Source organism: Nonomuraea sp. NPDC001831 (assembly GCF_042892035.1).
GTDB lineage: Bacteria > Actinomycetota > Actinomycetes > Streptosporangiales > Streptosporangiaceae > Nonomuraea.
The window spans coordinates 122,657-145,801 of sequence record NZ_JBIATU010000015.1 but is presented as its reverse complement, the minus strand read 5'-3'; the positions used below and the strand labels follow the sequence as shown (position 1 = coordinate 145,801).

Annotated in this window: 23 protein-coding genes; 12 read left to right on the top strand and 11 right to left on the bottom strand. The window is 75.7% G+C overall.

Features of this window, described 5'->3' with window-relative positions; translation table 11 throughout:
• The first annotated feature begins 18 nt into the window (after positions 1-18).
• Positions 19-1,200, top strand: coding sequence for an amidohydrolase (locus ACFYYW_RS37215; protein WP_387656177.1), 1,182 nt, complete (start codon positions 19-21; stop codon positions 1,198-1,200).
• Here the strand turns inward: ACFYYW_RS37215 and ACFYYW_RS37210 are convergent.
• The 5 genes from ACFYYW_RS37210 to ACFYYW_RS37190 all read right to left on the bottom strand — a co-directional run bounded on the left by ACFYYW_RS37210 (position 1,137) and on the right by ACFYYW_RS37190 (position 6,202).
• Positions 1,137-1,676: a hypothetical protein gene (locus tag ACFYYW_RS37210; protein WP_387656175.1), complete on the bottom strand. Its 540-nt coding sequence runs from the start codon at positions 1,674-1,676 to the stop codon at positions 1,137-1,139. The two genes, ACFYYW_RS37215 and ACFYYW_RS37210, sit on opposite strands and share 64 nt — an antisense overlap.
• Positions 1,669-2,073 (bottom strand): YbaB/EbfC family nucleoid-associated protein, encoded by a 405-nt coding sequence (locus ACFYYW_RS37205; RefSeq protein ID WP_387656172.1) that lies wholly within the window; start codon positions 2,071-2,073, stop codon positions 1,669-1,671. The genes ACFYYW_RS37210 and ACFYYW_RS37205 overlap by 8 nt, the downstream gene beginning before the upstream one ends.
• 152 nt (positions 2,074-2,225) lie before the next feature.
• The gene (locus tag ACFYYW_RS37200; RefSeq protein ID WP_387656170.1) at positions 2,226-3,113 is read right to left on the bottom strand and encodes an alpha/beta hydrolase; all 888 of its coding nucleotides are present in this window, start codon (positions 3,111-3,113) and stop codon (positions 2,226-2,228) included.
• Positions 3,114-3,116: 3 nt separating this feature from the next.
• On the bottom strand, positions 3,117-5,867 hold the full coding sequence (locus ACFYYW_RS37195) for a LuxR C-terminal-related transcriptional regulator (protein WP_387656167.1): 2,751 nt from the start codon (positions 5,865-5,867) through the stop codon (positions 3,117-3,119).
• A gap of 53 nt (positions 5,868-5,920) precedes the next feature.
• Positions 5,921-6,202: a hypothetical protein gene (locus ACFYYW_RS37190; protein ID WP_387656164.1), complete on the bottom strand. Its 282-nt coding sequence runs from the start codon at positions 6,200-6,202 to the stop codon at positions 5,921-5,923.
• A gap of 91 nt (positions 6,203-6,293) precedes the next feature.
• Here ACFYYW_RS37190 and ACFYYW_RS37185 point away from each other — a divergent pair, with 91 nt between their 5' ends.
• On the top strand, positions 6,294-7,136 hold the full coding sequence (locus ACFYYW_RS37185) for a helix-turn-helix domain-containing protein (RefSeq protein WP_387656161.1): 843 nt from the start codon (positions 6,294-6,296) through the stop codon (positions 7,134-7,136).
• Between the two features lie 74 nt (positions 7,137-7,210).
• Entirely contained in the window at positions 7,211-7,822 is a 612-nt protein-coding gene (locus ACFYYW_RS37180) for a dihydrofolate reductase family protein (RefSeq protein WP_387656159.1), read from the top strand.
• Here ACFYYW_RS37180 and ACFYYW_RS37175 read toward each other — a convergent pair.
• Positions 7,819-8,004 carry a hypothetical protein gene (locus ACFYYW_RS37175; protein ID WP_352331543.1) on the bottom strand — a complete coding sequence of 62 codons (186 nt, stop codon included), beginning with the start codon at positions 8,002-8,004 and terminating at the stop codon, positions 7,819-7,821. The two genes, ACFYYW_RS37180 and ACFYYW_RS37175, sit on opposite strands and share 4 nt — an antisense overlap.
• Positions 8,005-8,069: 65 nt before the next feature.
• Between ACFYYW_RS37175 and ACFYYW_RS37170 the strand changes: the two genes are divergently transcribed.
• The 6 genes from ACFYYW_RS37170 (at position 8,070) to ACFYYW_RS37145 (ending at position 14,319) form a co-directional block, all read left to right on the top strand.
• A complete protein-coding gene (locus ACFYYW_RS37170) occupies positions 8,070-9,971 on the top strand; it encodes a sensor histidine kinase (RefSeq protein WP_387656156.1) in 1,902 nt (633 codons plus the stop codon).
• Positions 9,968-10,621: a response regulator gene (locus ACFYYW_RS37165; RefSeq protein WP_387656153.1), complete on the top strand. Its 654-nt coding sequence runs from the start codon at positions 9,968-9,970 to the stop codon at positions 10,619-10,621. The genes ACFYYW_RS37170 and ACFYYW_RS37165 overlap by 4 nt, the downstream gene beginning before the upstream one ends.
• Before the next feature lie 78 nt (positions 10,622-10,699).
• Positions 10,700-11,959 carry an alpha/beta hydrolase gene (locus ACFYYW_RS37160; RefSeq protein ID WP_387656151.1) on the top strand — a complete coding sequence of 420 codons (1,260 nt, stop codon included), beginning with the start codon at positions 10,700-10,702 and terminating at the stop codon, positions 11,957-11,959.
• Between the two features lie 146 nt (positions 11,960-12,105).
• Positions 12,106-12,852: a class I SAM-dependent methyltransferase gene (locus tag ACFYYW_RS37155; protein ID WP_387656148.1), complete on the top strand. Its 747-nt coding sequence runs from the start codon at positions 12,106-12,108 to the stop codon at positions 12,850-12,852.
• A 60-nt stretch (positions 12,853-12,912) separates the two neighbouring features.
• Positions 12,913-13,797, top strand: coding sequence for a LysR family transcriptional regulator (locus ACFYYW_RS37150; protein WP_387656145.1), 885 nt, complete (start codon positions 12,913-12,915; stop codon positions 13,795-13,797).
• Between the two features lie 57 nt (positions 13,798-13,854).
• Positions 13,855-14,319 (top strand): ester cyclase, encoded by a 465-nt coding sequence (locus ACFYYW_RS37145; protein WP_387656143.1) that lies wholly within the window; start codon positions 13,855-13,857, stop codon positions 14,317-14,319.
• Between the two features lie 71 nt (positions 14,320-14,390).
• Here the strand turns inward: ACFYYW_RS37145 and ACFYYW_RS37140 are convergent, their stop codons facing one another.
• The 3 genes from ACFYYW_RS37140 to ACFYYW_RS37130 are packed head-to-tail and all read right to left on the bottom strand — an operon-like array spanning position 14,391 to position 16,113.
• Positions 14,391-15,065 carry a DUF3618 domain-containing protein gene (locus tag ACFYYW_RS37140; protein ID WP_352328802.1) on the bottom strand — a complete coding sequence of 225 codons (675 nt, stop codon included), beginning with the start codon at positions 15,063-15,065 and terminating at the stop codon, positions 14,391-14,393.
• Positions 15,041-15,433, bottom strand: coding sequence for a phage holin family protein (locus ACFYYW_RS37135; protein WP_387656140.1), 393 nt, complete (start codon positions 15,431-15,433; stop codon positions 15,041-15,043). Before ACFYYW_RS37135 ends, ACFYYW_RS37140 begins: the two co-directional genes overlap by 25 nt.
• Positions 15,430-16,113: a hypothetical protein gene (locus ACFYYW_RS37130; protein WP_387656137.1), complete on the bottom strand. Its 684-nt coding sequence runs from the start codon at positions 16,111-16,113 to the stop codon at positions 15,430-15,432. The genes ACFYYW_RS37135 and ACFYYW_RS37130 overlap by 4 nt, the downstream gene beginning before the upstream one ends.
• A gap of 254 nt (positions 16,114-16,367) precedes the next feature.
• On the opposite strand from ACFYYW_RS37130, the gene ACFYYW_RS37125 reads away from it, so the two are divergent.
• A complete protein-coding gene (locus ACFYYW_RS37125; protein ID WP_387656134.1) occupies positions 16,368-18,635 on the top strand; it encodes a catalase in 2,268 nt (755 codons plus the stop codon).
• A 74-nt stretch (positions 18,636-18,709) separates the two neighbouring features.
• Positions 18,710-19,579, top strand: a complete 870-nt coding sequence (locus tag ACFYYW_RS37120; RefSeq protein ID WP_387656132.1) for a GNAT family N-acetyltransferase — start codon at positions 18,710-18,712, stop codon at positions 19,577-19,579.
• A gap of 17 nt (positions 19,580-19,596) precedes the next feature.
• On the opposite strand, the gene ACFYYW_RS37115 is transcribed toward ACFYYW_RS37120, so the two are convergent.
• Positions 19,597-20,700, bottom strand: a complete 1,104-nt coding sequence (locus ACFYYW_RS37115) for an ABC transporter substrate-binding protein (RefSeq protein WP_387656129.1) — start codon at positions 20,698-20,700, stop codon at positions 19,597-19,599.
• 214 nt (positions 20,701-20,914) lie between these two features.
• On the opposite strand from ACFYYW_RS37115, the gene ACFYYW_RS37110 reads away from it, so the two are divergent.
• Complete coding sequence (locus ACFYYW_RS37110) at positions 20,915-22,348, top strand: multicopper oxidase family protein (protein ID WP_387656126.1); 1,434 nt, start codon at positions 20,915-20,917, stop codon at positions 22,346-22,348.
• Here ACFYYW_RS37110 and ACFYYW_RS37105 read toward each other — a convergent pair.
• Positions 22,335-23,096 (bottom strand): hypothetical protein, encoded by a 762-nt coding sequence (locus ACFYYW_RS37105; protein ID WP_387656124.1) that lies wholly within the window; start codon positions 23,094-23,096, stop codon positions 22,335-22,337. The two genes, ACFYYW_RS37110 and ACFYYW_RS37105, sit on opposite strands and share 14 nt — an antisense overlap.
• Positions 23,097-23,145 lie beyond the last annotated feature (49 nt).

Below are 23,145 nucleotides of genomic sequence, written 5' to 3'. Positions count from 1 at the left end.
GCACGGAAGGACCCGCTCGTGACCGACCTCGACTCCCGGCTGCGCGCCTGGCGGCACGACCTGCACCGGCGGCCCGAGCCCGCCTTCGCCGAGCACGCGACGAGCGCCTACCTGGCCGAGGCGCTGGAGGCGGCGGGCCTCGACGTCGTCACCGGCGTCGGCGGCACCGGCGTCGTCGCCTCCCTGACCAGGGGCCGCTCCGGCCGGGCCGTCGGGCTGCGGGCCGACATGGACTGCCTGCCGATCGACGAGCCCGGTACGCACGCCCACGTCTCCCGCAACCCCGGCTTCATGCACGCCTGCGGCCACGACGGGCACATGGCGATGCTGCTCGGCGCCGCCGCCGTCCTGGCCGCCGAGGGCGGCTTCGACGGAACCGTCCGGTTCGTCTTCCAGCCCGCCGAGGAGCCGGGCCGCGGCGCGCGGGCCATGCTCGACGACGGCCTGCTCGCCCGCTTCCCCGTCCAGGCCATGTACGGACTGCACAACTGGCCCGGCGCCCCCGCCGGTCACTTCCTGACCCGCGCCGGGAGCATCATGGCCGGCGAGGACAACTTCGAGATCCGCATCCGGGGCCGCGGCGGGCACGCCGCCCGCCCGCACATGGTCGTCGACCCCATCGTGGTGGGCGCGGAGATCGTCCTGGCCCTGCAGACGGTCGTCGCCCGCAACGTCGACCCCGCGCAGCCCGCCGTGGTGTCCTGCACCGACATCAGCACCGACGGCGCGCGCAACGCCATCCCCGGCGAGGTCGTCATCAGAGGCGACACGCGCAGCTTCGACCCCGCCGTCGCCGCGCTCCTGGAGGAGCGCGTCCGGCGGCTCTGCGAGGGCATCGGCGCCGCCCACGGCGCCACGTGCGCCGTCACCTACACCCACGAGTTCGCGCCCACCGTCAACGACCCCGCCTGCGTCGCCGCGGCGGTCGAGGCGGCCGTCGCGGTCGCCGGTGAGGACGGCGTCGACCCCGACTGCGCGCCCGTCATGCCGAGCGAGGACTTCGGCGTCCTGGCCGGGGCCGTACCGGCCTGCTTCGCCCTCCTCGGCAACGGCACCGAACCCGGCCGGGGCGGCGACCCGCTGCACAGCCGGGAGTACGACTTCAACGACGCCGTCCTGCGGACGGGGACGGACTTCTACGTGACGCTGGCGCGCCGCGTCCTGGCCGCCGGAGCTCCCGCGGCGGCGCCCGCCCGGTGAGGCCCGGCCCGCGGGCGGGCCGGGCGGCGGGACGTCACGCGGCCGCGGCCGTCGCCCTGGGGAGGCATCCCCGCGGGGGACGCGTCCGCGGGGGGCGGGAGCCAGTCGTCGAGGGACGGATCCGGGAGGCCCTGGTCGCCGGGGGAGGGGTAGCCCGGGTCCTCGCCGCCGGGGTCGCCGTAGCCTTCGGCGTCCTCGTAGTTCCGCGCGTTGCCCCAGAGCCCGTCCTGCACGGCCTCCAGCCCGCGGATGTAGCCGTCGAAGGCGGCGAAGATGCGGTGCTCGATCTTGTACCGGTTCTTCTCCAGCTCCATGCCGTACTGGTCGTCGCCCAGCGGGTTGCCCTCGCGGTACAAGGCGGCGCTCAACACGTCGCGAATGTCCCACAGGGCGTTGACGCTGGAGCCGGCCTGCGCGGACCGCTGCCGAAGACCGCTGAAGACGGCCTGGTATCCCTGGCCGCGGGTGTCACTCATGCCTCTCGCCGTCCGCCGGCGGAAGCCGCACGGGCTGCGGAAGGAACGACTCGATGTCCGCCCCCTCGCCCAGCACCTCCTCCAGAGGCAGCCCCTTCGGCATGAACGGCGTCATCAGCTCCTTCGTCCGGTCGGCCACCTGCGCGGTGGCGGCGCCGATCTGCTCCATGATCGAGCGGGCCAGCTGCGAGGGCGCGAGCTTGCGGTACACCCGGGGGTCCAGCGTGATGTCCTGCACCTGACCGCGCGGCCCCACCGTGACGCTCACCAGGCCGTCGCGGCTCTCCGCGGTCGCCGCCAGCTCCGACAGCTTGCCGTACGCCGTCCGCAGCTCGCGGGCCTGCCGGTTGTACTCCTTGGCCAACGCTTCGACCGTCAGCCCGAACTCGTCGCTCAAACGGCGTACCTCTCGTACCAGGGGCGACTTCTGCCGCAGCTGTAACGTGGACGCCTACCGTACTAAATCTCTTTACGGACGGAAAACGAGCAGTTCAGGCCAACCGAAACCCGTCCGCCGGGCCGGCGAGCCGACCCGGCGGGACCCCGGAGTCACTGATCGCGAGGGGCCGTGTGCGCGAGGACGGCGGCGGCCAGCTCCTCGTGCACCTGCGGTGGCAGCGTGTGCCCCAGGCCCTCCATCATCATCAACCGCGCCCCCGGCACCTGCTCGGCGATGAGCGCGCCATGGCCCGGCTTGGCCGGCTCGTGCGTGCCCTCGATCACCAGCGTCGGCGCCTTGACCTGGTGCAGCACGCCCACCGGCTCGAAGTCGGGGTTGGCGCCCGCCGCCAGCCGATGGTTGACCGTCGCCGACAGGTCGCGCGCCCGGTCGTAGATGCGCTCCTGCAGCCGGCGCGCCGCGTCCTCGTCGAACGGCAGCCCGGTCCCGTGCAGCAGACGCTGCTCGGCGATCATGCCCTCGATCGCCGCCCGCCGGTCCTGCGGCGGCGGCGACGCGATCAGGGCCTGGTAGAAGGCCACGAACTCCGGCGTCGGCGCCGGCAGGCTGCCCTCCGGCTGCGGCTGCCCCAGCAGCGCCCGCATGATGACCTGACCCTCGCAACCGCCCAGCGGCGAGGAGCCGATGACCGTCAGCGACCGCACCCGCTCCGGCCGCTCCACCGCGACGTACTGCGCCAGCAGCCCGCCCGCCGAGTGACCCACCAGATGCGCGCTGTCCAGGCCGTGCGCGTCCATCACCCGGTAGACGTCGTCCTTGATGTCGTCCCACGTGTACGGGTGGGCCGCGAAGTCGACCGTGTCCGACATGCCGGTGTCGCGGTGGTCGTACCGGATCACCCGGCGGCCGCCCGCCGTCAGCAGCCCGACGAACTCGTCCGGCCACAGGACGCCCTGCGACATCGAACCCATGATCAGCAGGATCGGCTCGTCGGTGGCGGCGCCGAACTCTTCACTCCAGATGTTCACGTTTTGCATGCCTCACAGCTTGCCCGGCCCCGCTACGGGCGCCTTCTGTAGAACTACTAGCCGCGCCAGATCAGTACGGGAGCCGATGCCCAGCTTCGGATAGATCTTGTACAGGTGGTACTCGACCGTCCGCGGGCTCAGGAACAGCTGGGCGGCGATCTGCTTGCTCGACAACCCGTCGGCGACCAGGCCCGCGATGCGCAACTCCTGCGGGGTCAGCGCGTCGAGCACGGCCGTGGCCGGCGCCTGCCCGCTCTCGCCCGCCGCCCGGAGCTCCTCCTGCGCGCGCCGCGCCCACGGCCGAGCGCCCGCCCGTTCGAACGTCTCCCACGCCATCCGCAGATGCGCCCGCGCCTCGCCCGGACGTTGCCCGCGGCGCAACCGCTCGCCCAGCAGCAGAGCCGTCCTGGCCGCCTCGAAGGGGTTGGTGTGCAGCCGCAGCGCCTCGTCGAAGGCGTCCTCGCGCGATTCGGCCAGGCCGCGGCAGCGCGCCAGCAACGCGCGTGACTCCGGCGTCGCCGCGTGCCGCGACCCCCGTTCGTACGCCTCCAGCGCCGCCCGCGCGCCCGCCTCGTCGCCCGCCCCGACGGCGGCCTCGACGCGGTCGGGGGTCGTCCGCCAGGCGACCGCCGGATGCCCGGTGCCCGGCCCGGCCGCGGCGATGGCCGCGAACCGGTCGCGCGCCGCCGCGTGCCGGCCCAGGCACAGGTCGAGCATCGCCCGCGCGTACGCCGCCACCCCCGCGCGCAGCCCCACCCGATGGGGGACGGCGATGGCCAGCGCCGCGCGGGCCTGCCGCTCGCAGTCCTCCTCCTCGCCGCGCAGCGCCGCCACCACCGCCAGGTTGGCCAGGTGCGCGGCCACCGTGTTCTCGTAACCGGCCTCGCGGGCCAGCTCCAGGCCCTCCTCCGAGAGGGCCTGGCTGCGCGCCAGCCGTCCGGCCAGGCGTTCGGCGGTCGCCACGAACTCCAGCACGACGGGCAACTGCCCCGCCATCCCCGACACCCTGGCCACCTGCCCGGCCCGGTCGCTCAGCTCGGCGGCCAGGTCCGTCTCGCCGAGCTGGCTGGCCGCGGCCGCCGCCCACAGGTGGCCCGCCGGGTCCGCCAGCTCACCGGCCCGCGCCAGCGCCCGGCGCAGCAGGCCGGGCCCGGCGGGGTCGCCGCCCAGGGTCAGGCCGATGCCGGCCACCGTGTCCCGCAGGAAGCCCTCCGGGTGCGCGGCGGCCCGCCGGCCGAGCTCGACGATCATCGCGGTGTCGCCGACGTACGCGGCCGCCTCGGAGGCGTCGGCCAGCATGTCCAGGCTGTCGCCCGCCGCCAGGATGCGCACGGCTTCGGCGGCGTTGCCGGAGTTCAGCTCGAACCGGCCCCGGAGCTGGGCGATCTCCATGGTCACGGCGACGTCGCCGCCGGCCCGTTCGCGCGCCTCGGCCAGCAGCGACTCCGCCTGGCCGGGACGGCCGCCGAGCCAGGCCGCCACGGCGGCGTCCTTCAGCCGGACGGCCCGCTCGCGCGGGGCGGGGGTCAGCTCGGCGGCTCTGGCCAGGGCGGTGGCGGCGGCGCCGTACCCGCCGCGGTCGCGGGCCCGCCCGGCGGCGGCCACCAGCGCGGCGGCGACCTCCTCGTCCTGGCCCAGGGCGGCTCCGGCCAGGTGCCAGGCGCGGCGGTCGTCGGCGGTCAGCTCCGCCAGGACGGCGTGCACCCGGCGCACCTCGGCCGCGGTGGCCGCCTCGCGCACCGCCGAACGGATCAGCGGGTGACGGAAGCGCACGCCGGCGCCCGACACCTCCGCCAGCCCGCCCTCCTCCAACTCGCCCAACGCCGCCCGCCCGACCTCGACCTCCGGCGTCGCCTCCGTGGAGGGCGGGGCCGGGCGGGCGGCCCGGGTGCCGGGGCGGTCCGCGCGTTCGGCGAGCAGCAGGCGGCCGGTGGCGCGCAGGGCCACGTCGAGGTCGCCCTCCACGGCGGCGACCAGGGCGGCCAGCCGGGCGGCGGCGGACAGCGCGGCCACCTGGTCGCCGAACAGCCGGGCGCCGCCGGGCAGCGGGTCGGGCAGCGGTTCGCGTCCGGCGAGCTGGGCGGGCGTCAGACGGGCGGCGATCTCGCGCAGGGCCAGCGGGTTCGCGCCGGTCAGCGTGACGAGCTCCCGCCGCACCTGGACGGGCAGCGCGCCGTGGCGGGACGCCAGCAGCTCGTCCGCGGCGGCCTCGGCCAGGCCGCGCACCTCCACCGTCAGCGGCACGCCCTTGACCGGAGCGTCCCCGCGCACCGCGAGCAGCATCGCGACGCGTTCGGTCGCGAGCCGCCTGGCGGCGAACAGCAGCGCGTCGGCCGAGGCCCGGTCGACCCACTGGAAGTCGTCCACCACGCAGACCAGCCCGTCCGGCGCGGCGGCCTCCACCAGCAGCGAGAGCACCCCGGCGGCCAGCAGGAACCGGTCACCGGCGCCTCCGGCCGCCAGCCCCAGGGCCGCCCGGACGGCGAGGCGCTGCGGCTCGGGCAGCGCGTCGAGCGCGCCGGGCGAGCCGGCCACCGGCCACAGAAGCTGGTGCAGCGCCGCGAACGCCAGGTCGGACTCCGACTCGACACCGGTGAGCCGCAACACCCGCATCGCGCCGCCGCGCGCGGCCGCCGCGTCGAGCAGGGCCGTCTTGCCCGCCCCCGCCTCGCCGCGCAACACCACCGCGCCGCCGGCGCCGTCGCGGGCGCGCGCGATCACCTCGTCGAGAACGCTGATTTCCGCAGATCTGCCGTAGAGCACAAGCCCCTACTGTAGGCGCGCGGCCCGGACCGCCGAGCCCCCGGCGAGCGTCCCTACGAGGGCAGCCACGCAGGCCACCAGGGCAGGACGCAGTCGCCAGGGGTGCCCTGGACGGCCAGGTCGTACAGGGTCAGCGCGACCGGCCCGGCGACCGTGACGGCGAGGGCGAGCACCGCCGAGAGAAGCTGCGGCCACCGCCGCCCGGCCGCCCACGGCAACCGCGCGAGCAACTGGACGGGCAAGGACAGCACCGCCGACCCGGCCGACACGGCCGGGAACGCGCAGCCGAAGGCCCAGCGGACGTCCCCGGCCGGCGGCCTGCTCCGATCGGTCACGCCGACATCGAAGCAGACCGGTGTGCGGCCGATGCGCACCCGAGGTGAAGATCCGGTGCAGGGACACGATCACCTCGGCCACACTGGTCCCATGCAATACGTCGGACGGGTGCCCGCGCCGCCGCTCGACCGGTTCATCGACGACATCTACTGCCTGACCGGGGTGCCGCGGCACCGGCTGATGAACGTCCCGCCGATGCCGTCGGGACACCTGTTCGTCAACCTGGGCGACCCCGCCCGCCTGTGGGACTCCGACCCTTCCGTGCCCCCGGCGGTGTTCGCCGACGGCTGGTTCATGGGGATGTGGACCAGGCGCTTCCGCTACGAGTACCCCGCGCGGGTGCGGCTGGTCGGGGTGCACTTCAAGCCGTGGGGGATGTCGCCGTTCGTCGGCGTGCCGGCGGGCGACCTGCGCGACCGGTGGGTGCCGGCCGACGCCCTGTGGCAACGGTCCCTGGACCGGATCCGCGACCGGGCCGGCGACCTCACCTCGGCCGCCGGGGTCCTGCGGGTGGTGGAGGAGGAGCTGCGGGCGCGGTTCGCGGGGACGGCGTCGCGCAACCTCGACCTCGTCCGGCACGCGGGCGGCCGCCTGGCGGCGACGGACGGCGCGGTCCCGGTCGGCGCGCTGGCCGACGCCGCCGGGGTGAGCGGCAACCACCTGGCCGTGCAGTTCAAGTCCCACGTCGGTGTCACCCCGAAGCGGGTGGCCCGGATCTACCGCTTCGCCCGGCTGATCCTGTCGGTGGACGCGCTGCGCCCGGTCGACTGGCCGGCGCTCGCCCACACGGCGGGTTACTTCGACCAGGCCCACTTCAGCAGGGAGTTCAAGGACTTCACCGGCCACACCCCGACCGAGTACCTCGCGCTGCGGCGCCGGTTCCCCGCCGAGCCGGGCTTCCCGCCGGACGGCGGCCCGATGCCCGCCGATTGATTTTCTACAAGCCCGTCAGCCCCGCCGGGCGGCAGGATCGCAGGCGTACTTCTGACGAGGACCGAGGAGACCCCGTGGGCGCAGTGATCATGAACAGCTCGGTGTCGGTGGACGGCTTCATCGCCGACGGCAACGACGACGTCGGCCCCCTGCACGACTGGTACTGGAACGGCGACACCCCGCTCACGCTGGGCGACGACCAGGACTACGACCACTCCGGCGCGGGCGGCCGCTTCAGGGTGTCCAAGGCGTCGGCGGAGTACGTCCGGCCGGTCTGGGAGTCGGTCGGCGTGATCATCATGGGCCGTACCCTGTTCGACCTGGTGAACGGGTGGGAAGGGCGGCCGCCCGCGGGGGAGCACGTGGTCGTGGTGTCCCACCGGCCGAAGCCCGAGGGCTGGCACCCCGAGGCGTCCTACCATTTCGCCGCCGACGTGACGGCCGCCGTCGCCCGCGCCCAGGAGCTCGCCGGGGACCGGGTCGTCAGCGTGAACGCCGGCGACGTCGGCGGCCAGCTGCTCGCGGCCGGTCTGGTGGACGAGGTGGCGATGGACGTCGTGCCGGTGGTGTTCGGCTCGGGCAAGCCCTACTTCGGCCGCGTCGCAGGGCAGCACCTCCTGGCGGACCCCCACGTGGTCGTCCAGGGCGAGGGGGTGCTGCACCTGCGGTACAAGGTGCGCCGCTAGTCGCGGCCGACGATCCGCGCGAGGTCCCTGCGGAACGCCGACCCGTCCAGCGACGGGTGGCTCATCCGCCGGTCGGCCAGGATCTGCTCGACGTGGTCGAAGCAGAGGGCGTAACCACGCATGATCGTGTACGCCTCGGTGGAACGTTTCTGCTGCAGGCAGGCCAGGCAGTAGAGGGTCATGTCCCGACGGTAGCCAATGATCGCGGACATGGGCGCGGCCGATCCGCGGAAGCTAGCCTGACGCCGTGAGCTCCGTTCTGCTGTGGTGCGCGCTCGTCGGCGTCGCCCTCCTGTACGGCGCGGCCGTCCGCGGCACGGCCGGCATCACGATCGCGGTCGCCGCGGCCCTGGTGGCGGCGGCGACGGCCGTCGCGGCGGCCGGCGGATGGCCGCCGCGGGCGCTGGCGGGCGTGGCGCTGGTGGCGGGCGGCGTGGCCGCGGTCGTCTGGGCGTTCGGGCGGGCGCACCGGCGGGGCCGGACGCGGCGGGCGGCCCTGGCCGCGCACCGGGCGGCGCGGTCACGGGCGGCCGCGGCCGTGGCGGACGCCGTGCGCCTCAGGATGGCGGCCGAGCTGCACGACACCGCCGCCCACCGCCTCACCGGCATCGCGGTGGCCGCGGCGTCCGCGCTGCACGTGGCCGACCCGGCGATGCGGGAGTCCGCCCTGCGCCACGCCGGGGAAGCCGCCCGCCTGGCCCGCGCCGAACTGGCGGGCGCGCAGGACGCCGTCCGCGACCTGCCGGCGATCGACGCCCTGGTCGCCGGCCGGCCCGGCGCGGACCCCGGCCGGGTCGGCTACCGCAGGACGGCCGCCACCGCCCCGCCCGAGGTCGCGGCGGCCGCCTACCGGGTGGTCCGGGAGGGACTCACCAACGCCGCGCGGTACGCGGGCGGAGCCCGGGTGGACGTCGCCGTCCTCGGCGAACCCGGCCGGCTGACCGTCGAGGTGCGCGACACCGGCGGCACGCGGGAGCACGACGACCTGGGCACCGGCCACGGCCTGTCCGGGCTGGCCACGACCGTGGCGGCCGCCGGCGGCACGCTCACGGCGGGCCCGGACGCCGGCGGCTGGACCGTCCGGGCCGCCTTCCCCGCCCCCGCCGGGCCGCCCCCGTTCCGGCGGGCGTGGTGGCGCGGGCGGCGGGCGTGGGACGCGGCGCTGGCCGGGCTCGCCCTCGCGCTGACGGTGGGGGCGAGCCTGCTGCCGGGAGGCACTCCGGCGCCGCGGGAGTTCCTCGTGCTCGGCCCCCTCTTCGTCCTGCACGCCGTGCCCCTGTGGTGGCGGGTGCGGCGGCCCGCGTGGAGCCTGGCCGCGATGTTGTCGATCCATCCGGTGGCGATGGCCGGCCTGACCCCGACCCCCGCGGGCGACCTGTTCCTCTGGGCGTGGTGGGTGGAGCTGGCCCAGCTCTACGCCTTCGGCGCCCACCACCCCAGACGCCGGGGCGTGCTCGCGATCGCGGCCGTCGGCCTGGTGGGCGGCCTGGCGCTGGCCCTCGGACCGGGCATCGCCGGCGACCGGACGGCCGCCTGGGCCGTGCTCGCGACCGCCGTGGCGCTCCTGTCGGCCCCGGCGTGGGCGGCGGGCGTCCTGGTGGCCCGGGCGCGGGCGCGGCGGCGGGCGGCCGCGACGGCCGAACGCGACCTGCTGGCCGCCCGGCTGGCGGACGTGGCGCGCGGCGAACGCGAGCGGATCGTCGAGGGGCTGCGCGGCACGGCGGCCGGGCACGCGGACGCGGTGGTCGCGGCGGCCGGGAAGGGCGACCTGGCGGCGGTGCGCGACGCCGCCCGCGCCGCGATCGACACGCTCCGGCGGCTGCTGGACGAGCTGCGCCGCCCCGCCGGAGCCGACGGCCCGCCGCCGACGCTCGCCGGGCTGGAGGTGCTGGCCGCCCGGCGGCAGTCGGGCGTCCGCCACGTCGGCGCCCCGGACGGCCTGACCCCCGAGCTGGAGGTGGGCGTGTTCCGGGCCGTCGAGGAACTGGCCGGGGACCGCGTCACCGTGTCCTACCTGCCCGACGGCGTGCTCGTCGAGGGCACGGCGGCCCGGCGCGCCCGCCGCCGGCTGCACACCCTGGCCGACGGCTACGGCGGGACGCTCGACACCGGCGGCCCAGGCGACGTGCGGGTATGGTTGCCCAGATGATCAGGGTGATCGTCGTCGACGACCAGGCGGTGGTCCGGGCCGGGATCGCCGCGGTGCTGGCCGCCGAACCCGACCTCGACGTGGTCGGGCAGGCCGCCGACGGCGCGTCCGCCGTGGCGCTCGCCGCCGAGCTGCGCCCGGACGTGGTGCTCATGGACGTCCGGATGCCCGGCCTCGACGGGCTCGCCGCCACCGCCCGCATCACCGCCGGCCCGCCGGGCACCCGGATCGTCGTGCTGACCACGTTCGGCCTGGAGGAGTACGTGTTCGGCGCGCTGCGCGCCGGCGCGTCCGGGTTCCTGCTCAAGGACGCCGAGCCGGCGCGGGTCGTGGACGCGGTGCGGGTGATCGCGCGCGGCGACGCGCTGCTCGACCCGGTGATCACCCGGCGGCTGCTCGAACGCTTCGCCACGGCCGCCGGCCCCGGCCCGCCCGCGCGGCCCGACGGGCTCACCGCCCGCGAGCGCGAGGTGCTCGGGCACGTCGCGCGCGGCCTGTCCAACGCCGAGATCGCCGCCGTCCTGGCGCTCAGCCCCGCCACGGTCAAGGATCACGTGGCGGCGATCCTGGCCAAGCTGGGCGTGCGCGACCGGCTGCACGCGACCATCCACGCCTACGAGTCCGGCCTGATCCGTCCCGGGGCCGGCTGACCCCCGCCGCGCGGCGGGGGCGCGGTTCGGTCGCCGGCAGGAGGAGACGCGGCGCGCGCGTTCCTAACGTTGTGGCACATGAAACGTGTGTCAGGCGCGCTCCTGCTGGTGGGCGCCGAGATCGCCGCGGCCGCCGCCGGGGCCCTGGTCTTCCTGCTCGTGGCGGCCGTGACGGCCGCCGTGCCGCTGTTCGCCGGGGCGGGGGTGCTGGCCGTCGCCGCCGTCACCTTCCTGCTCGGACGTCCCGCGCTGCGGCTGCTCGGGCTGCCCCGGCTGGTGCCGGCGTACGTGGTGGTGAACACCGTGGCGGTCACCGCCCTCGCCGGGCTGGCGGCCTTCCGGCCCTTCCCCGTCCCGCCGCCGGCCGCGACGCCCGCCGGGGTCGCGTACTGGCAGCTCCCGACGGGCTCCCGGCTCGCCTATGTCAAGCTCGCCGGATCCGGCGCGGCCGGCCGCCCGCCCGTGATCTTCCTGCACGGCGGGCCGGGCACGCCCGGGGAGGGGCTGCCGGAGGGCAGCGAGGAGCTGGCCGCCGCCGGGTTCGACGTCTACGCCTACGACCAGGTCGGCGCCGGCCGCTCGACCCGGCTGGCCGACCCGGCCGGGTACACGGTCGCCCGGCACGTCGCCGACCTGGAGGCCATCCGCCAGGCCATCGGCGCACCGAAGATCGTCCTGGTCGGCAGGTCGTGGGGCGGCACGCTGGCGGCCGCCTACCTCGCCGCCCACCCCGACCGGGTGGCCAAGGCCGTGCTCACCTCGCCGGGCGCGATCTGGGAGCCCGCCTTCCCCGGCGGCGTCGGCAGCCCGTGGGACGGGCTGCCCGCCCCCCTCCAGGCCAAGGCCGACGCGCTGACGAGCTCCCCGCGCATGCTGGTCCAGGCGCTGCTCCTGGGCGTGAACCCGGCCGCGGCGCGGGCGCTGGTGCCCGACGCCGAGGCCGACGCCCGGATGCGCGCGCTGCTGCTGGTGGCCAAGGACGCCACGGGCTGCGCGGACGCGAGACCCGCCCCCGTGCACGGCAACCTGCCCGGCTTCTACAGCAACCAGGTCACCGCCGAGGACGCCGCCGCCGTGCCCGACCCGCGGCCCAGGCTGCGCGCGGTACGGGTGCCGGTGCTCATCATGCGCGGGCAGTGCGACTACCTGAAGTGGGAGGTCACCTACGACTACCGGCGCACCCTGCCCGACTCGACCCTGGTGTACGTCCCGGGCGCCGGCCACTCGATCGCCAACGGCCGCCCCGGCCTCTACCGCGACCTGATCCGCGCCTTCCTCCTCGACCGCCCGCTGCCCGTCCCCGCCTACACCGGCGCCACCGATCCCGCCCGGTCCTAGACGACCCGCGCGCCCCGGGACCCGCGATCTTAGGATGCGGGTGACTCGGGGCTCCGCCGGGCGGCGGGTGCTCGACCTCGATCGGTCCGAGAACAACGATCAAGCGGCCTCCCGTCGGACGGTGACGGCCGGGAAGGCGGTGCCGAATGTCCGGAGCGCCGTTGTACGACCTCATCGGAGCGGCCTACACCAGGACGCGGCGCACCGATCCGCGCATCGCCGAGCGCATCTGGGCCGCCCTCGGCGACGCCCGGACCGTGCTGAACGTCGGCGCGGGCACCGGTTCCTACGAGCCGCCCGATCGTCACGTCCTGGCCGTGGAGCCGTCGGCGCTCATGCGCTCGCAGCGCCCGGCGGGGGCGGCGCCGTGCCTGGCCGGGTCCGCCGAGCGCCTGCCGTTCGACGACCGGTCCTTCGACGCCGCGATGGCCGTCTCGTCCGTCCACCACTGGCCGGACGTGCTCGGCGGCCTGCGTGAGATGCGGCGGGTCGCCCGGCGCGTGGTGGTGTTCACCCACGACACCGGCGACGCCGGCTGGCGCCACCGGTTCTGGCTGTCCCGCGACTACCTGCCCGAGGTCGCCGGCCTCGTGGCCGGCCGGCCCTCGGTGACCGAGCTGGCGGCGGCGATCGGGGCCCGGCTGGAACCCGTGCCCATCCCGTGGGACTGCGCCGACGGCCTCTTCGAGGCCTTCTGGCGCCGGCCGGAGGCGTATCTGGAGGAGGACGTCCGCCGCGGGATGTCGGTCTGGGCCAGGCTCGGGCCGGACGTCGAGCGGCGCGCGGTGCGCGACCTGCGTGCCGACCTCGCCTCCGGCCGGTGGGCCGCACGCAACCGGGACCTGCTCGATCTCGACGAGGCCGAGCTCGGCCTGCGCCTGCTGATCGCGTAGCCCGGACCGGCGGCCGGCCGGCGCGGAATGCACGAGTGGTCTTCATACGTTGCCGCCGCCGTGGACGATCTCACCCCCGCGGAACTGCGCGTCCTGATCGCCGTCGACGGCGAGGGCAGCGTCACGGCGGCCGGCGTGCGGCTGGGGCTGACCCAGTCGGCCGTCTCCCACGCCCTGCGCGCGGCCGAGCGGAAGATGGGCGCGGTGCTGTTCCAGCGCGGCCGCGCCGGCGCGCGGGCCACCGCGGCGGGACGGGCCGCGGTCGGGCACGCCCGGCACATCCTGCGGCTCATGGAGGTCATGCGGGCCGACACGCGCACCGCCGCCCGCGGCGAGGCCACCGGGACCATCCGGCTGGCCGCCTTCCGCAGCGCCGCCTTCCACCTGCTGCCGCGCGTGCTGGTCCGGTTCGGCCGGCGGCACCCCAAGGTCACCGTGGACGTGCGCGTCGTGCCGGACCTGGGCAGGGGCATCGCCGGCGAGGTGGCCGACGGCCGGGCCGACGTGGGCGTCCTCACCCTGCCGACGTACGTGGACGGCCTGGTCTGCAAGGAGCTGTACGAGGAGCCGTACGTGCTGGCCCATCCGCTGGGACATCCGGACCCGCGGTCGCTCCCCATGATCGACTGGCACGAGAACTGCTCGGGCGAGACCCGGCGCTGGCTGGCCGCGCAGGAGTGGATCCCGCCCGGCGACATCACGGTCGAGGACGACGGCGTCGTCATGTCGATGGTCGGGCACGGGCTCGGCGCGGCGATCGTGCCCCGCCTGTCCACGGTGGACGCCCCGGCCAGGGTCGCCACGGCCGGACTCGGCGAGGGCGCCCCCCGCCGCCGGGTGGGCTACGTCACCACCCGCGAACTGGCCGGCTCCGCGCTGATCCGCGACCTGCTCGGCGAGCTGCGCACCCTCCGGACGCCCGCGGCCCCGGCCCCCCATCCATGAGCCGCTGCTGACGACCGTTTGGCGGTGCGCTGCCCTGGCCCGGGTACGGTCCCTGGCATGGAAGAGGTGCCGCCGCCGCCGGACGACATCGTGCACCGGCTGCTCGGCGCGGCCAACGCGCACGACGTCGAGGCGGTGTCGCGGTGTTACGCGCCGGACGCGGTCGTGGTGAGCCCCGAGATGGAGGCGGCCGGTCGGGAGGAGATCGCCTCCTATTTCACCCAGATCTGGGAGGGCTTTCCCGACCTGCACTTCACGCTGTGGGAGCCCGTCGCGCTGGGCGACACGGTCGCCACCGAGCTGACGGCGACCGGGACGCACTCCGGCCCCTACCTGACGGTCGGGGGCGAGGTGCTGGCCGCGACCGGCCGCCAGATCACCGTGCGGGCCTGCTGGTTCTGGGACCTGCGCGACGGCCTCGTCTCCAGCCAGCGCCTCTACTACGACCAGCTGGAGATCTACGCGCAGATCGGCCTGTGCCTGCCCCTGTCCTTCGAACCCCCCGCGGAGGACGCCGGCTGACTCGCCGGACAACGGCGCAGGCCCTCACGGCCTGATCCGGCTGTGAGGGCCTGAGCACGTCCGGGCGGGCGTCAGCCGGAGCGGTGACCGCCCACCTGGCGGGCCTGCTCGCGGGCCTGGTCGGCGGTGGCCGCGGCCGCCTCCGACGCGCTGTCCCTGACCTGCTGGACGGCCTGCCCGGCCAGCTCCTTGGCGTCCTGGCCGAGCTGCTGCGCCGACTCGCGGCCGGCCTCCACGACCGGCTCCAGCACGTCGCCGACCTGCTCGCGGAGCTGGCCGACGGCCTGCTCCTCCGCCTCGGTGGCGGGGATGAGCGTGGCGGCCAGCAGACCGGCGCCGAAGGCGATCAGGCCGGCCGCCAGGGGGTTGCCCTGGGTGCCCCGCCTGGCCTGCTCCGGCGCGGCCCGGACGGTCTCGGCCGCGACGTGGGCGCCGTGCCGTACGGTGTCGGCCGCCTGGTGGGCGCCCTCCCGCACCGCCTGGCCGGCCTGGTGCGCCCCCTCGCCCACCGAGCCGGCGGTGGCGGCGACGCCGTGCCGCGCCCGGCCGGCGGCATGGGACACGCCATGGGAGGGGGTTCCCATCACGCGTTCCCGCAACGATCGAGCGGCCTCCCGTACCCGTTCGGTACGGCGGCGCGCGATCCGCGCCGGGCTCGTCCGGTCGGCCAGCCGGTCCACGTCGGCCGCGAGTTCGGCCCTCGTGACGGCGATCTCGTGTCTCACTTCCTCAGGTCGCGTGCCCATTGCGCGTCCTCCTTGAGCGTCTCGATGGTCTGCTCGGGTCTGGGGTTGATCGCGCGCAGCCGGTTGCGCCCGTTGACGTACAGCACTCCACCGATGACCGCCCAGACGACCGCGAGAACGAGCGCGGCCCAGCCCAGGCCCATCAGCTCGCCCAGGCCGAACATGACGGCCAGGGTCACCAGCAGCGCGATCATGTACCCGGCGAAGCCGGCGCCGCCGAGCATCCCGGCCGCCTTGCCCGCCTTGGTCGCCTCCTGGCGGAGCTCGATCTTGGCCAGCTCCACCTCCTGGCGGAACAGTTTGGAGATGTCCTCGCCGATCTCGCCGACCAGCTGGCCGAGCGTCGGTTCCTCAGGTTGCGCGGTCATGGCAGGTCACTCCCGGCGCCGTAGGCGGGCGCCGCGGGGGCGGCCGGCGGGGCCGGCGGGGCCGGCGGGGTGGTGAGCGGCGGCACCGGGCGGGTGTCGTCCTGCCCGAGCGGGTCGCCGAGCGGCCGGTGCAGCGGCTGCGGCGGCGCCGTGCCGGGTTGCGCGACGCTCGGCAGGGTGGGGTCGGCGGGCGGCGACGGGTTCGCCGGCTGGGACGCCGTCCCCGAGCTGTCGCCGGAGGCCTTGATGATGCGGCCCACCAGGAAGCCCGCGGCCACGGCGCCGGCCAGGAACGCGGCCGGGCGGCGGCGGGCGAAGCTCTGCACCTCGCCGACCACGCCGGCCAGGCCGTGCCTGTCGAGGTAGTCGGCCGCGCGCCGGCCCTGGTCGGCGGCCTGGCGTACGACGCTGGTCACCGGCGAGTCGGGCTTGGCCTGCTCGTGCATGGCCGACAGGTCCTCCGACCACTCGCGCAGGCTCTGCGCGGCCCGCCGGCTCTGCTGCTCGGACTGGGCGCGCACCCGGTCGCGCAGCTCGTGGACGGCGTTCCTGGCCTGGGCCCTGGCCTCGCCGGCCACCTGGACGCCGGCCTCCTTGGCCGTCCCGGCGACCTCCTGCGCGGCGGCCTTGCCTTGATGGAGCGTTCCCTCCTGGCCGGTCCCCGTCGGGTATTCACTCATGGGTGCCCTCCTCGTGGGATTGATGCCGCCTGTGGCTACCCGGACGGCCCCCGCCAAACCAAGAACACCCCAACGCAGGGCAAAGAACGTGAAGAGGGGATCGGTGTCCCGCGCTGCTCCAGAAGGGCTCCGATCCTGGTCGCGCGGGGTCGCGAACCGCCCTGAAGTGCGACGATTCGCGTTATACGGCTGAGCATGGGTAGGGAGGCGCCAGACCTGGTCAATCCGATGTGGCCCTTCCTAAGGAACCAAGCATGAACGAGTCACACCCGCTCAAGTCCGCCGTGGACAAGGTCGTCGGCGCCGTCACCGATCACGACGCGGTGAAGCCGGCCGAGATCCCCGGCGTGCCCAACAGTTTGCCGCCCCAGCTCGAGGAGCCGACCGAACCACGGGAACCGCTGCCGCCCAAGCCGGACCAGACCGGGCCCGAGACCGTCTCGCCCACCGGGCAGCCCACCGGCGCCTCGCAGGACCAGATGGCGCAGGGCGGCGAGTACCTGACCACCGCCCAGGGGGTGCGGCTGCGCGACACCGACCACTCGCTGAAGGCCGGCCCGCGCGGCCCGGTGCTGCTGCAGGACCACCACCTGCGCGAGAAGGTCATGCACTTCGACCACGAGCGCATCCCCGAGCGGGTGGTGCACGCCCGCGGCGCCGCCGCCCACGGCGTGTTCCAGGCGTACGGCACCGCCTCGAACATCACCAAGGCGGCCTTCCTCGCCGAAGGCGTGAAGACCCAGGTCTTCGTCCGCTTCTCCACCGTGCTGGGCTCGCGCGGCTCGGCCGACACCGTCCGCGACACCCGCGGCTTCGCCACCAAGTTCTACACCGCCGAGGGCGTGTTCGACCTGGTCGGCAACAACATCCCGGTCTTCTTCATCCAGGACGGCATCAAGTTCCCCGACGTCATCCACGCCGGCAAGCCGCATCCCGACCGGGAGATCCCGCAGGCCCAGAGCGCGCACGACACGTTCTGGGACTTCGTCTCCCTGCACACCGAGGCCACCTTCCACACGATGTGGAACATGTCCGACCGCGGCATCCCGCGCTCGTTCCGCATGATGGAAGGCTTCGGCGTGCACACCTTCCGCCTGGTCAACGCCGCGGGGGAGACGACGCTGGCCAAGTGGCACTGGAAGCCCAAGCTCGGCGTGCACTCCCTGACCTGGGAGGAGGCCCAGATCGCCGGCGGCGTCGACCCCGACTTCCACCGGCGCGACCTCGCCGACGCCATCGAGGCCGGCGCGCACCCGCAGTGGGAGCTGGGCATCCAGGTCTTCCCGGACACGCCCGAGCAGATGTTCGAGGGCATCGACCTGCTGGACCCGACGAAGATCGTGCCCGAGGAGCTGGCCCCCGTGCACCCGGTCGGCCTGATGACGCTCAACGCCAACCCGTCGAACTTCTTCGCCGAGACCGAGCAGGTCGCCTTCCACGTCGGGCACCTCGTGCCGGGCATCGACATCACCGACGACCCGCTGCTGGCGGCCCGGCTGTTCTCCTACCTCGACACGCAGATCACCCGGCTGGGCGGCCCGAACTTCGCGCAGATCCCCATCAACCGGCCGCACGCGCCGGTCAACGACATGCTGCGCGACGGCTTCCACCAGACGGCCGTCCACCGCGGGGTGGCCCCGTACCGGCCGAACTCCCTGGACGGCGGCTGCCCCTTCCAGGCCGGGGCCGAGCAGGGCGCCTACGTCGAGGTGCCGCGCGAGGTCGCCGGACGCAAGGTGCGCGAGGCGCCGGCGACCTTCTCCGACCACTACAGCCAGCCGCGGCTGTTCTGGCTGAGCCTGTCCCCGGTCGAGCGCGAGCACCTCATCAGCGCCTACACCTTCGAGCTGGGCAAGTGTTACGAGCAGGCGGTCAAGGAACGCCAGCTGCGGGTGCTGGCCAACATCGACCCGGTCCTGTGCCGGGAGGTCGCCGACGGCCTCGGGCTGCCCGCGCCCGAGCCCACCGTGCCGCTCGCCGACCCGGCGCCGAGCCCGGCGCTGTCGCAGGTCGGCCGGGAGTGGCCGCTGGACGGCCGGATCATCGGCATCGTCGCGGACGAGACCAGCGACCTCGGCGTCGTCGGCGCCGTCCGCCAGGCCGTGCTCGACGGCGGGATGACGCCGCTCGTCATCGCGCCCAAGGGCGGCATGCTGGGCGGCACGCTGGCCGTCCAGCGCACCTTCGCCACGGCCCGCTCCGTCGAGTTCGACGCGGTGCTGCTGGCCGGGGCGCCGGCCCCGGGCGACGACGCGTACGGCGCCCGCGACGCCAAGGCCGGCGACGGCGGCACCCCGGTCGACCCGCGCGTGCTGCTCCTGGTCGGCGAGGCGTACCGGCACGCCAAGGCGGTGGGCGGCTGGGGCACGGCCGCGCAGGCGCTGCAGGCCGCGGGGATCCCCGCGCAGGCGCCGGGCGTCGTCACCGGCCAGGACGGCGAGGGCGTGCTGCGCGACGTGCTGGCCCTGCTGCCCCTGCACCGGGTCTGGGACCGCTTCCGCGTCCACCCCGACGTGGCCTGAGCCAGCAGAACCGCCCGGCCGGCCCGCCAGAAATCCGGGTGCGGGCGGCGGGCGGGGTGGTGTGTGATCGGGGGATGGCGATCGAGACAGGCAGGCCGGGGATCGACGGGCTCGGCGACGTGGTGCGGCTGCTGGGGGAGTGGCAGCGCGACGGAGAGCCCGTGCAACTGCATCCGGGTGACCTGGGATGGTTCTGGCGGTTCGGCGCTCGGCGCACGGCGGCGGCCACCCTGACCTGGAGCCGCGCCGGGCAGGTCGTCGCCGCCGGGCTGCTGGACGGCGACGACCTGCTGCGGCTGGCGTTCGCGCCGGGGGCCTCGCAGGACGAGGAGCTGGCCCGCCGGGTGGCCGGCGACGTGTCGGAGCCCGGACGCGGGGTGCTGCCCGAGGGGCGGGCGCACGTCGAGTCGCCGCCGGGCGCGCTGGTCCGGGACCTGTTGCTCAAGGACGGCTGGGTGGCCGACGACCCGTGGACGGTGCTCGGGCGCGACCTCGGCGCGCCTGTCCCGGATCCCGGCGTGCACGTCGAGGCGGTCGGGCCGGAGCAGGCGCACGAGTGGGCCGCCGTCGTCCGGGCGTCGTTCGACGGCTCGACCTTCACCGAGGAGCGCTGGCACGCCATGGCGGCGGGCGTCCCGTACGCCGGCGCGCGGTGCCTGCTCGCCCGCGACGACCGGGGCGCGGCGGTGGCGGCCGTGGCGGTGTGGTCGGCCGGTGCGGGCAGGCCGGGGCTGATCGAGCCGATGGGGGTGCACCGGGACCACCGGGGCCGCGGCCACGGCCGGGCGATCACGGTCGCCGCGGCGCGCGCGCTGCGGGAGGCCGGCTCGTCCAGCGTGCTCGTGTGCTGCCCGAGCTCCAACACCGGCGGCATCGCCACCTACCGGTCGGCCGGTCTCGAACGGCTGACGGAGCGGCACGACGTGTCCCGCCACCCCTCCTGAGGCGTCCCGCGCGGCGGTCAGGCAGTGTGCAGGGTGCGGAAGCGCGCCGGGTTCGCCGGGTCGCGGTCGGCCACCTGGATCGGGGGCCAGGCCCACTGCCAGACGCCGACGCCCGGCGCGCGGGAGAACCGGATCGTCCCCCGGGTGCCCTCGACCGCGACGTGCGGCCAGGACCCGGCGACGGCCGCCCGGTCCACGCCGTGCGACCGCAGCGCCTCGGCCACCACGGTGACCGTGTCGTAGCCCTCGAAGGCGACGAACGACGGTGTCGCGGCCAGCCGCTCGCGCAGGGCCGCCGCCACCCGGACGCCGAGGGGGCTCAGGCTCTCGGGCAGGTAGCGCAGGAACGGGATCCCGGCGCCGTCGTCGCCCAGCGACTCGGCCCATCCCGGGAACTCCGGCTGCCCGGCCGGCGCGCCGATCAGCGTCCCGGCCAGCCGCCGGTCGCGGCGCACGGCCCGGACGATCGGCACCGCCGGCTCCGGATGGCCGGCCAGGAGAAGCAGCGCCGTCGCGCCGTCGCGGGCGAGTTCGCCGCACACGGCCGCGGGGGTGAGCGCGGTCAGGTCGAGCTCGGTGACCGTGCCGCCGCGGCCGGCGAGGTGGTCGCGCAGGACGCCGAGCCCCGACGCCCAGTAGAGGCTCGGCTGCGTCGCCGCCGCGACGCGCTCGTGGCCCGCGCCGAGGAGGAAGTCCGCGAAGATCCGCCAGCCGCGCGACTGCGCGGGGGCCAGGCGCGCGACCCACGTCGCGGGCTCTTCGGTGAGCGCGTCGAGGACCGCCGAGGAGCAGAGGAACGGCAGGCCGACGGCTTCGGCGCGGGCGGCGGCGGCGCGGGCGACCACGCTGTGGTATTCGCCGGCCAGCGCGGTCACCCCGAGCCGGGCCAGCTCGTCCACGGCCGCCGCCGCCTTCCGCGGGTCGGCCGCGGTGTCGCGGACCACCAGCTCCAGCGGCCGGCCGCCGATGCCGCCGGCGTCGTTGACGTCCCGCGCGGCCAGCTCCAGCCCGGCCAGCAGGTGGTGGCCCGCCTCGACCCAGCCGGGCGTGGTGAGCGGGACCAGCGCGCCGATCCGGACGGACGGCCCGCTCGTCCCCGGCTGCGACGATGGCGTGCTCATGCGCATGATCTCCCTGAAGGTGACGATCCGGTGGCCCAGTATGCCGGGATCGCGGTGTCGCGACGGCGCCGGGGCCGGGGGGCGGGCCGTCCCCGGCCGGAGTGCGGCGATCTTGAAGCGCCCCGCCGCGCGTGGCGTCGTCCTTCCACGGTCACTCTCCGTTATTTTGCGAGATGGATGAGGGGGATCCGTAGTGACTGATTCGCGTGGGACCGTGTCCCGCAGGTTGTTCGTCAGCGGCATGTTCGCCGCCCTGGGCGCCGTTCCGGCGGCCGCCGCCGGCGCGTCCGCCGGGCCGTCGGCGGGAAGGGCCGCCGGGACGGCCGGCGGGAGGGTGCTGCGGGCCGCGCCCGCCACCGTGTCCCTCGGCGGGCGGACGGTGTCCACCTGGGCCTACGACGGCCTGCTGCCCGGCCCGACCATCCGGGCCACGGCCGGCGGCACGGTACGGGTCAGGCTCGTCAACGACCTGCCCGCGCCGACCACCGTGCACTGGCACGGCATCAGGATCGCCGCCGACATGGACGGCGCGCCCGGCCTCTCGCAGCGCCCGACCCGGCCCGGCGGGACGTTCGACTACGTGTTCACCGTCCCCGACCCGGGCACCTACTTCTACCACTCCCACGTGGGCATGCAGAGCGACCGCGGCCTGTACGGCCCGCTGATCGTGGAGGACCCGTACGAGGCGCTCGGGTACGACCAGGAGTTCACGGTCGTCCTCGACGACTGGCAGGACGGCGTCAACGGCACGCCCGACGACACGCTGCGCGCCCTGAACACCACCCCGCACGACGACACGCTGAGCAGCCACGTCCTCGGCGGCACGTCCGGACACGCGCGTTACCCGTACTACCTGGTCAACGGCCGCACCGCCGACGATCCCACCACCTTCATGAGCCGTCCCCGCGTGCGCGCCAGGTTCCGGGTGATCAACGCGGCCGCCGACACCGCCTTCCGGGTGGCGCTCGGCGGCCACCGCCTGACCATCACCCACACCGACGGTTTCCCGTGCAAGCCGGTCACCGTGGACACGGTCGTGGTCGGCATGGGGGAGCGCTACGACTTCGTCGCCACGCTCGACGCGGGGGCGTTCCCGCTGATGGCGATGGCGGAGGGCAAGGCCGGGCGGGCGTTCGCGGTGGTGCGCACCACGCCCGGCGCGCGCACGCCGTCACCGGACGGCGCCGTGCCGGAGCTCCAGCGGCGGCAGCTCGTCTACCAGGACCTCCAGGCGCGCCGCCGCGACCAGCTGCGCCCGCCGTCCAGGACCGTCACCGTCACGCTCGGCTGGCGTCAGGGCACCTCCGGCAGCGAGTGGCCGATGAACGGGCACCTCGGCGACGACCCGCTGCGCCTGCGGGTCGACCGGGGCGAGACGATCCGGATCGTCATGCACAACGACACGCACATGTGGCACCCGATGCACCTGCACGGCCACACCTTCCAGGTCCGGACGACCGAGCGCGGCGGGCCGCGGAAGGACACCGTGAACGTCATGCCGTACAAGCGGATCAGCATCGACGTGCACGCCGACAACCCCGGCGAGTGGATGTTCCACTGCCACAACCTCTACCACCAGGAGCAGGGCATGATGGGCCTGCTCGGCTACGGCAAGGCCCCGAAGCGCCGGCACGTCATGAGACACTGATCGGCGTGCGCGCGGTCGTGTGCAGGTAACCGGCGGCGGCGGCCAGCAGCGAGGTCCCCCAGAGCAGGAAGACCGGGTAGGTCCCGGCGAAGCCCCAGCTCCCGTCCAGGACCTCGACCCCGCCGCCGGGCGCGCACCTGCGGGTGACGCCGAAGGCGAGGCAGCTCGTCATCATCGCGCCGTACTGGCCGACCAGCATGCCCACGGCCGCCGCCGGGACCGCCGCGAGCGCGCGCGGCACCCGCCGTCCCCCCGCCAGGGGCACCCAGCGCGGGACGAACTGTCCCCATCGGGCGATCAGCCCCAGCGTGAGCAGGCCCCCGGCCACCGGCCCGGCGACGAGCAGCACCCAGAACACCGCCGAGCCGCCCAGCTCGGCCAGGCCCGCGCGGGAGCCCGCCGCCACGCCCAGCGGCAGGCCCAGCCCCCACAGCAGGTGCGGGACCGAGAAGCCGAGCACCGGCACGACGGCCGCCGTCCAGGTCGCCGCCCTGGCCCAGCGGGCGGGCCGGACCGTCCCGTCGGCCCGCCGCCCGGGCGGCCGCGCGGCGGTACGCGTCCCGAAGCGGACGGCCGCCAGCGCCAGCAGCACCCCCGCCGCGGCGAGCAGCGCCTGCCGGGCCAGCGCGGGGTCGTCGAGCCTGCCGAACACCAGCCGCATGACCAGGTTCCCGGGCGCCACCAGCACGAGGGCGGCCGCCGCCGTCCAGCCTGCGGCCAGCAGCGCGGGCCGTGTGAGTGATCTCATGGCCGCCCACGGTAGGCCGCGCGGCCCGCCCGGGATCTCCCTCCCGCGA

What these genes read in the sequence shown, in the direction of transcription:
- ACFYYW_RS37160 (WP_387656151.1), top strand. Translation starts at nt 10,700, where the DNA reads ATGAAACGTGTGTCAGGCGCGCTCCTGCTGGTGGGCGCCGAGATCGCC.
- ACFYYW_RS37145 (WP_387656143.1), top strand. Translation starts at nt 13,855, where the DNA reads ATGGAAGAGGTGCCGCCGCCGCCGGACGACATCGTGCACCGGCTGCTC.
- ACFYYW_RS37210 (WP_387656175.1), bottom strand. Translation starts at nt 1,676, where the DNA reads ATGAGTGACACCCGCGGCCAGGGATACCAGGCCGTCTTCAGCGGTCTT.
- ACFYYW_RS37135 (WP_387656140.1), bottom strand. Translation starts at nt 15,433, where the DNA reads ATGACCGCGCAACCTGAGGAACCGACGCTCGGCCAGCTGGTCGGCGAG.
- ACFYYW_RS37120 (WP_387656132.1), top strand. Translation starts at nt 18,710, where the DNA reads ATGGCGATCGAGACAGGCAGGCCGGGGATCGACGGGCTCGGCGACGTG.
- ACFYYW_RS37185 (WP_387656161.1), top strand. Translation starts at nt 6,294, where the DNA reads ATGCAATACGTCGGACGGGTGCCCGCGCCGCCGCTCGACCGGTTCATC.
- ACFYYW_RS37200 (WP_387656170.1), bottom strand. Translation starts at nt 3,113, where the DNA reads ATGCAAAACGTGAACATCTGGAGTGAAGAGTTCGGCGCCGCCACCGAC.
- ACFYYW_RS37155 (WP_387656148.1), top strand. Translation starts at nt 12,106, where the DNA reads ATGTCCGGAGCGCCGTTGTACGACCTCATCGGAGCGGCCTACACCAGG.
- ACFYYW_RS37175 (WP_352331543.1), bottom strand. Translation starts at nt 8,004, where the DNA reads ATGACCCTCTACTGCCTGGCCTGCCTGCAGCAGAAACGTTCCACCGAG.
- ACFYYW_RS37125 (WP_387656134.1), top strand. Translation starts at nt 16,368, where the DNA reads ATGAACGAGTCACACCCGCTCAAGTCCGCCGTGGACAAGGTCGTCGGC.
- ACFYYW_RS37140 (WP_352328802.1), bottom strand. Translation starts at nt 15,065, where the DNA reads ATGGGCACGCGACCTGAGGAAGTGAGACACGAGATCGCCGTCACGAGG.
- ACFYYW_RS37165 (WP_387656153.1), top strand. Translation starts at nt 9,968, where the DNA reads ATGATCAGGGTGATCGTCGTCGACGACCAGGCGGTGGTCCGGGCCGGG.
- ACFYYW_RS37130 (WP_387656137.1), bottom strand. Translation starts at nt 16,113, where the DNA reads ATGAGTGAATACCCGACGGGGACCGGCCAGGAGGGAACGCTCCATCAA.
- ACFYYW_RS37105 (WP_387656124.1), bottom strand. Translation starts at nt 23,096, where the DNA reads ATGAGATCACTCACACGGCCCGCGCTGCTGGCCGCAGGCTGGACGGCG.
- ACFYYW_RS37115 (WP_387656129.1), bottom strand. Translation starts at nt 20,700, where the DNA reads ATGAGCACGCCATCGTCGCAGCCGGGGACGAGCGGGCCGTCCGTCCGG.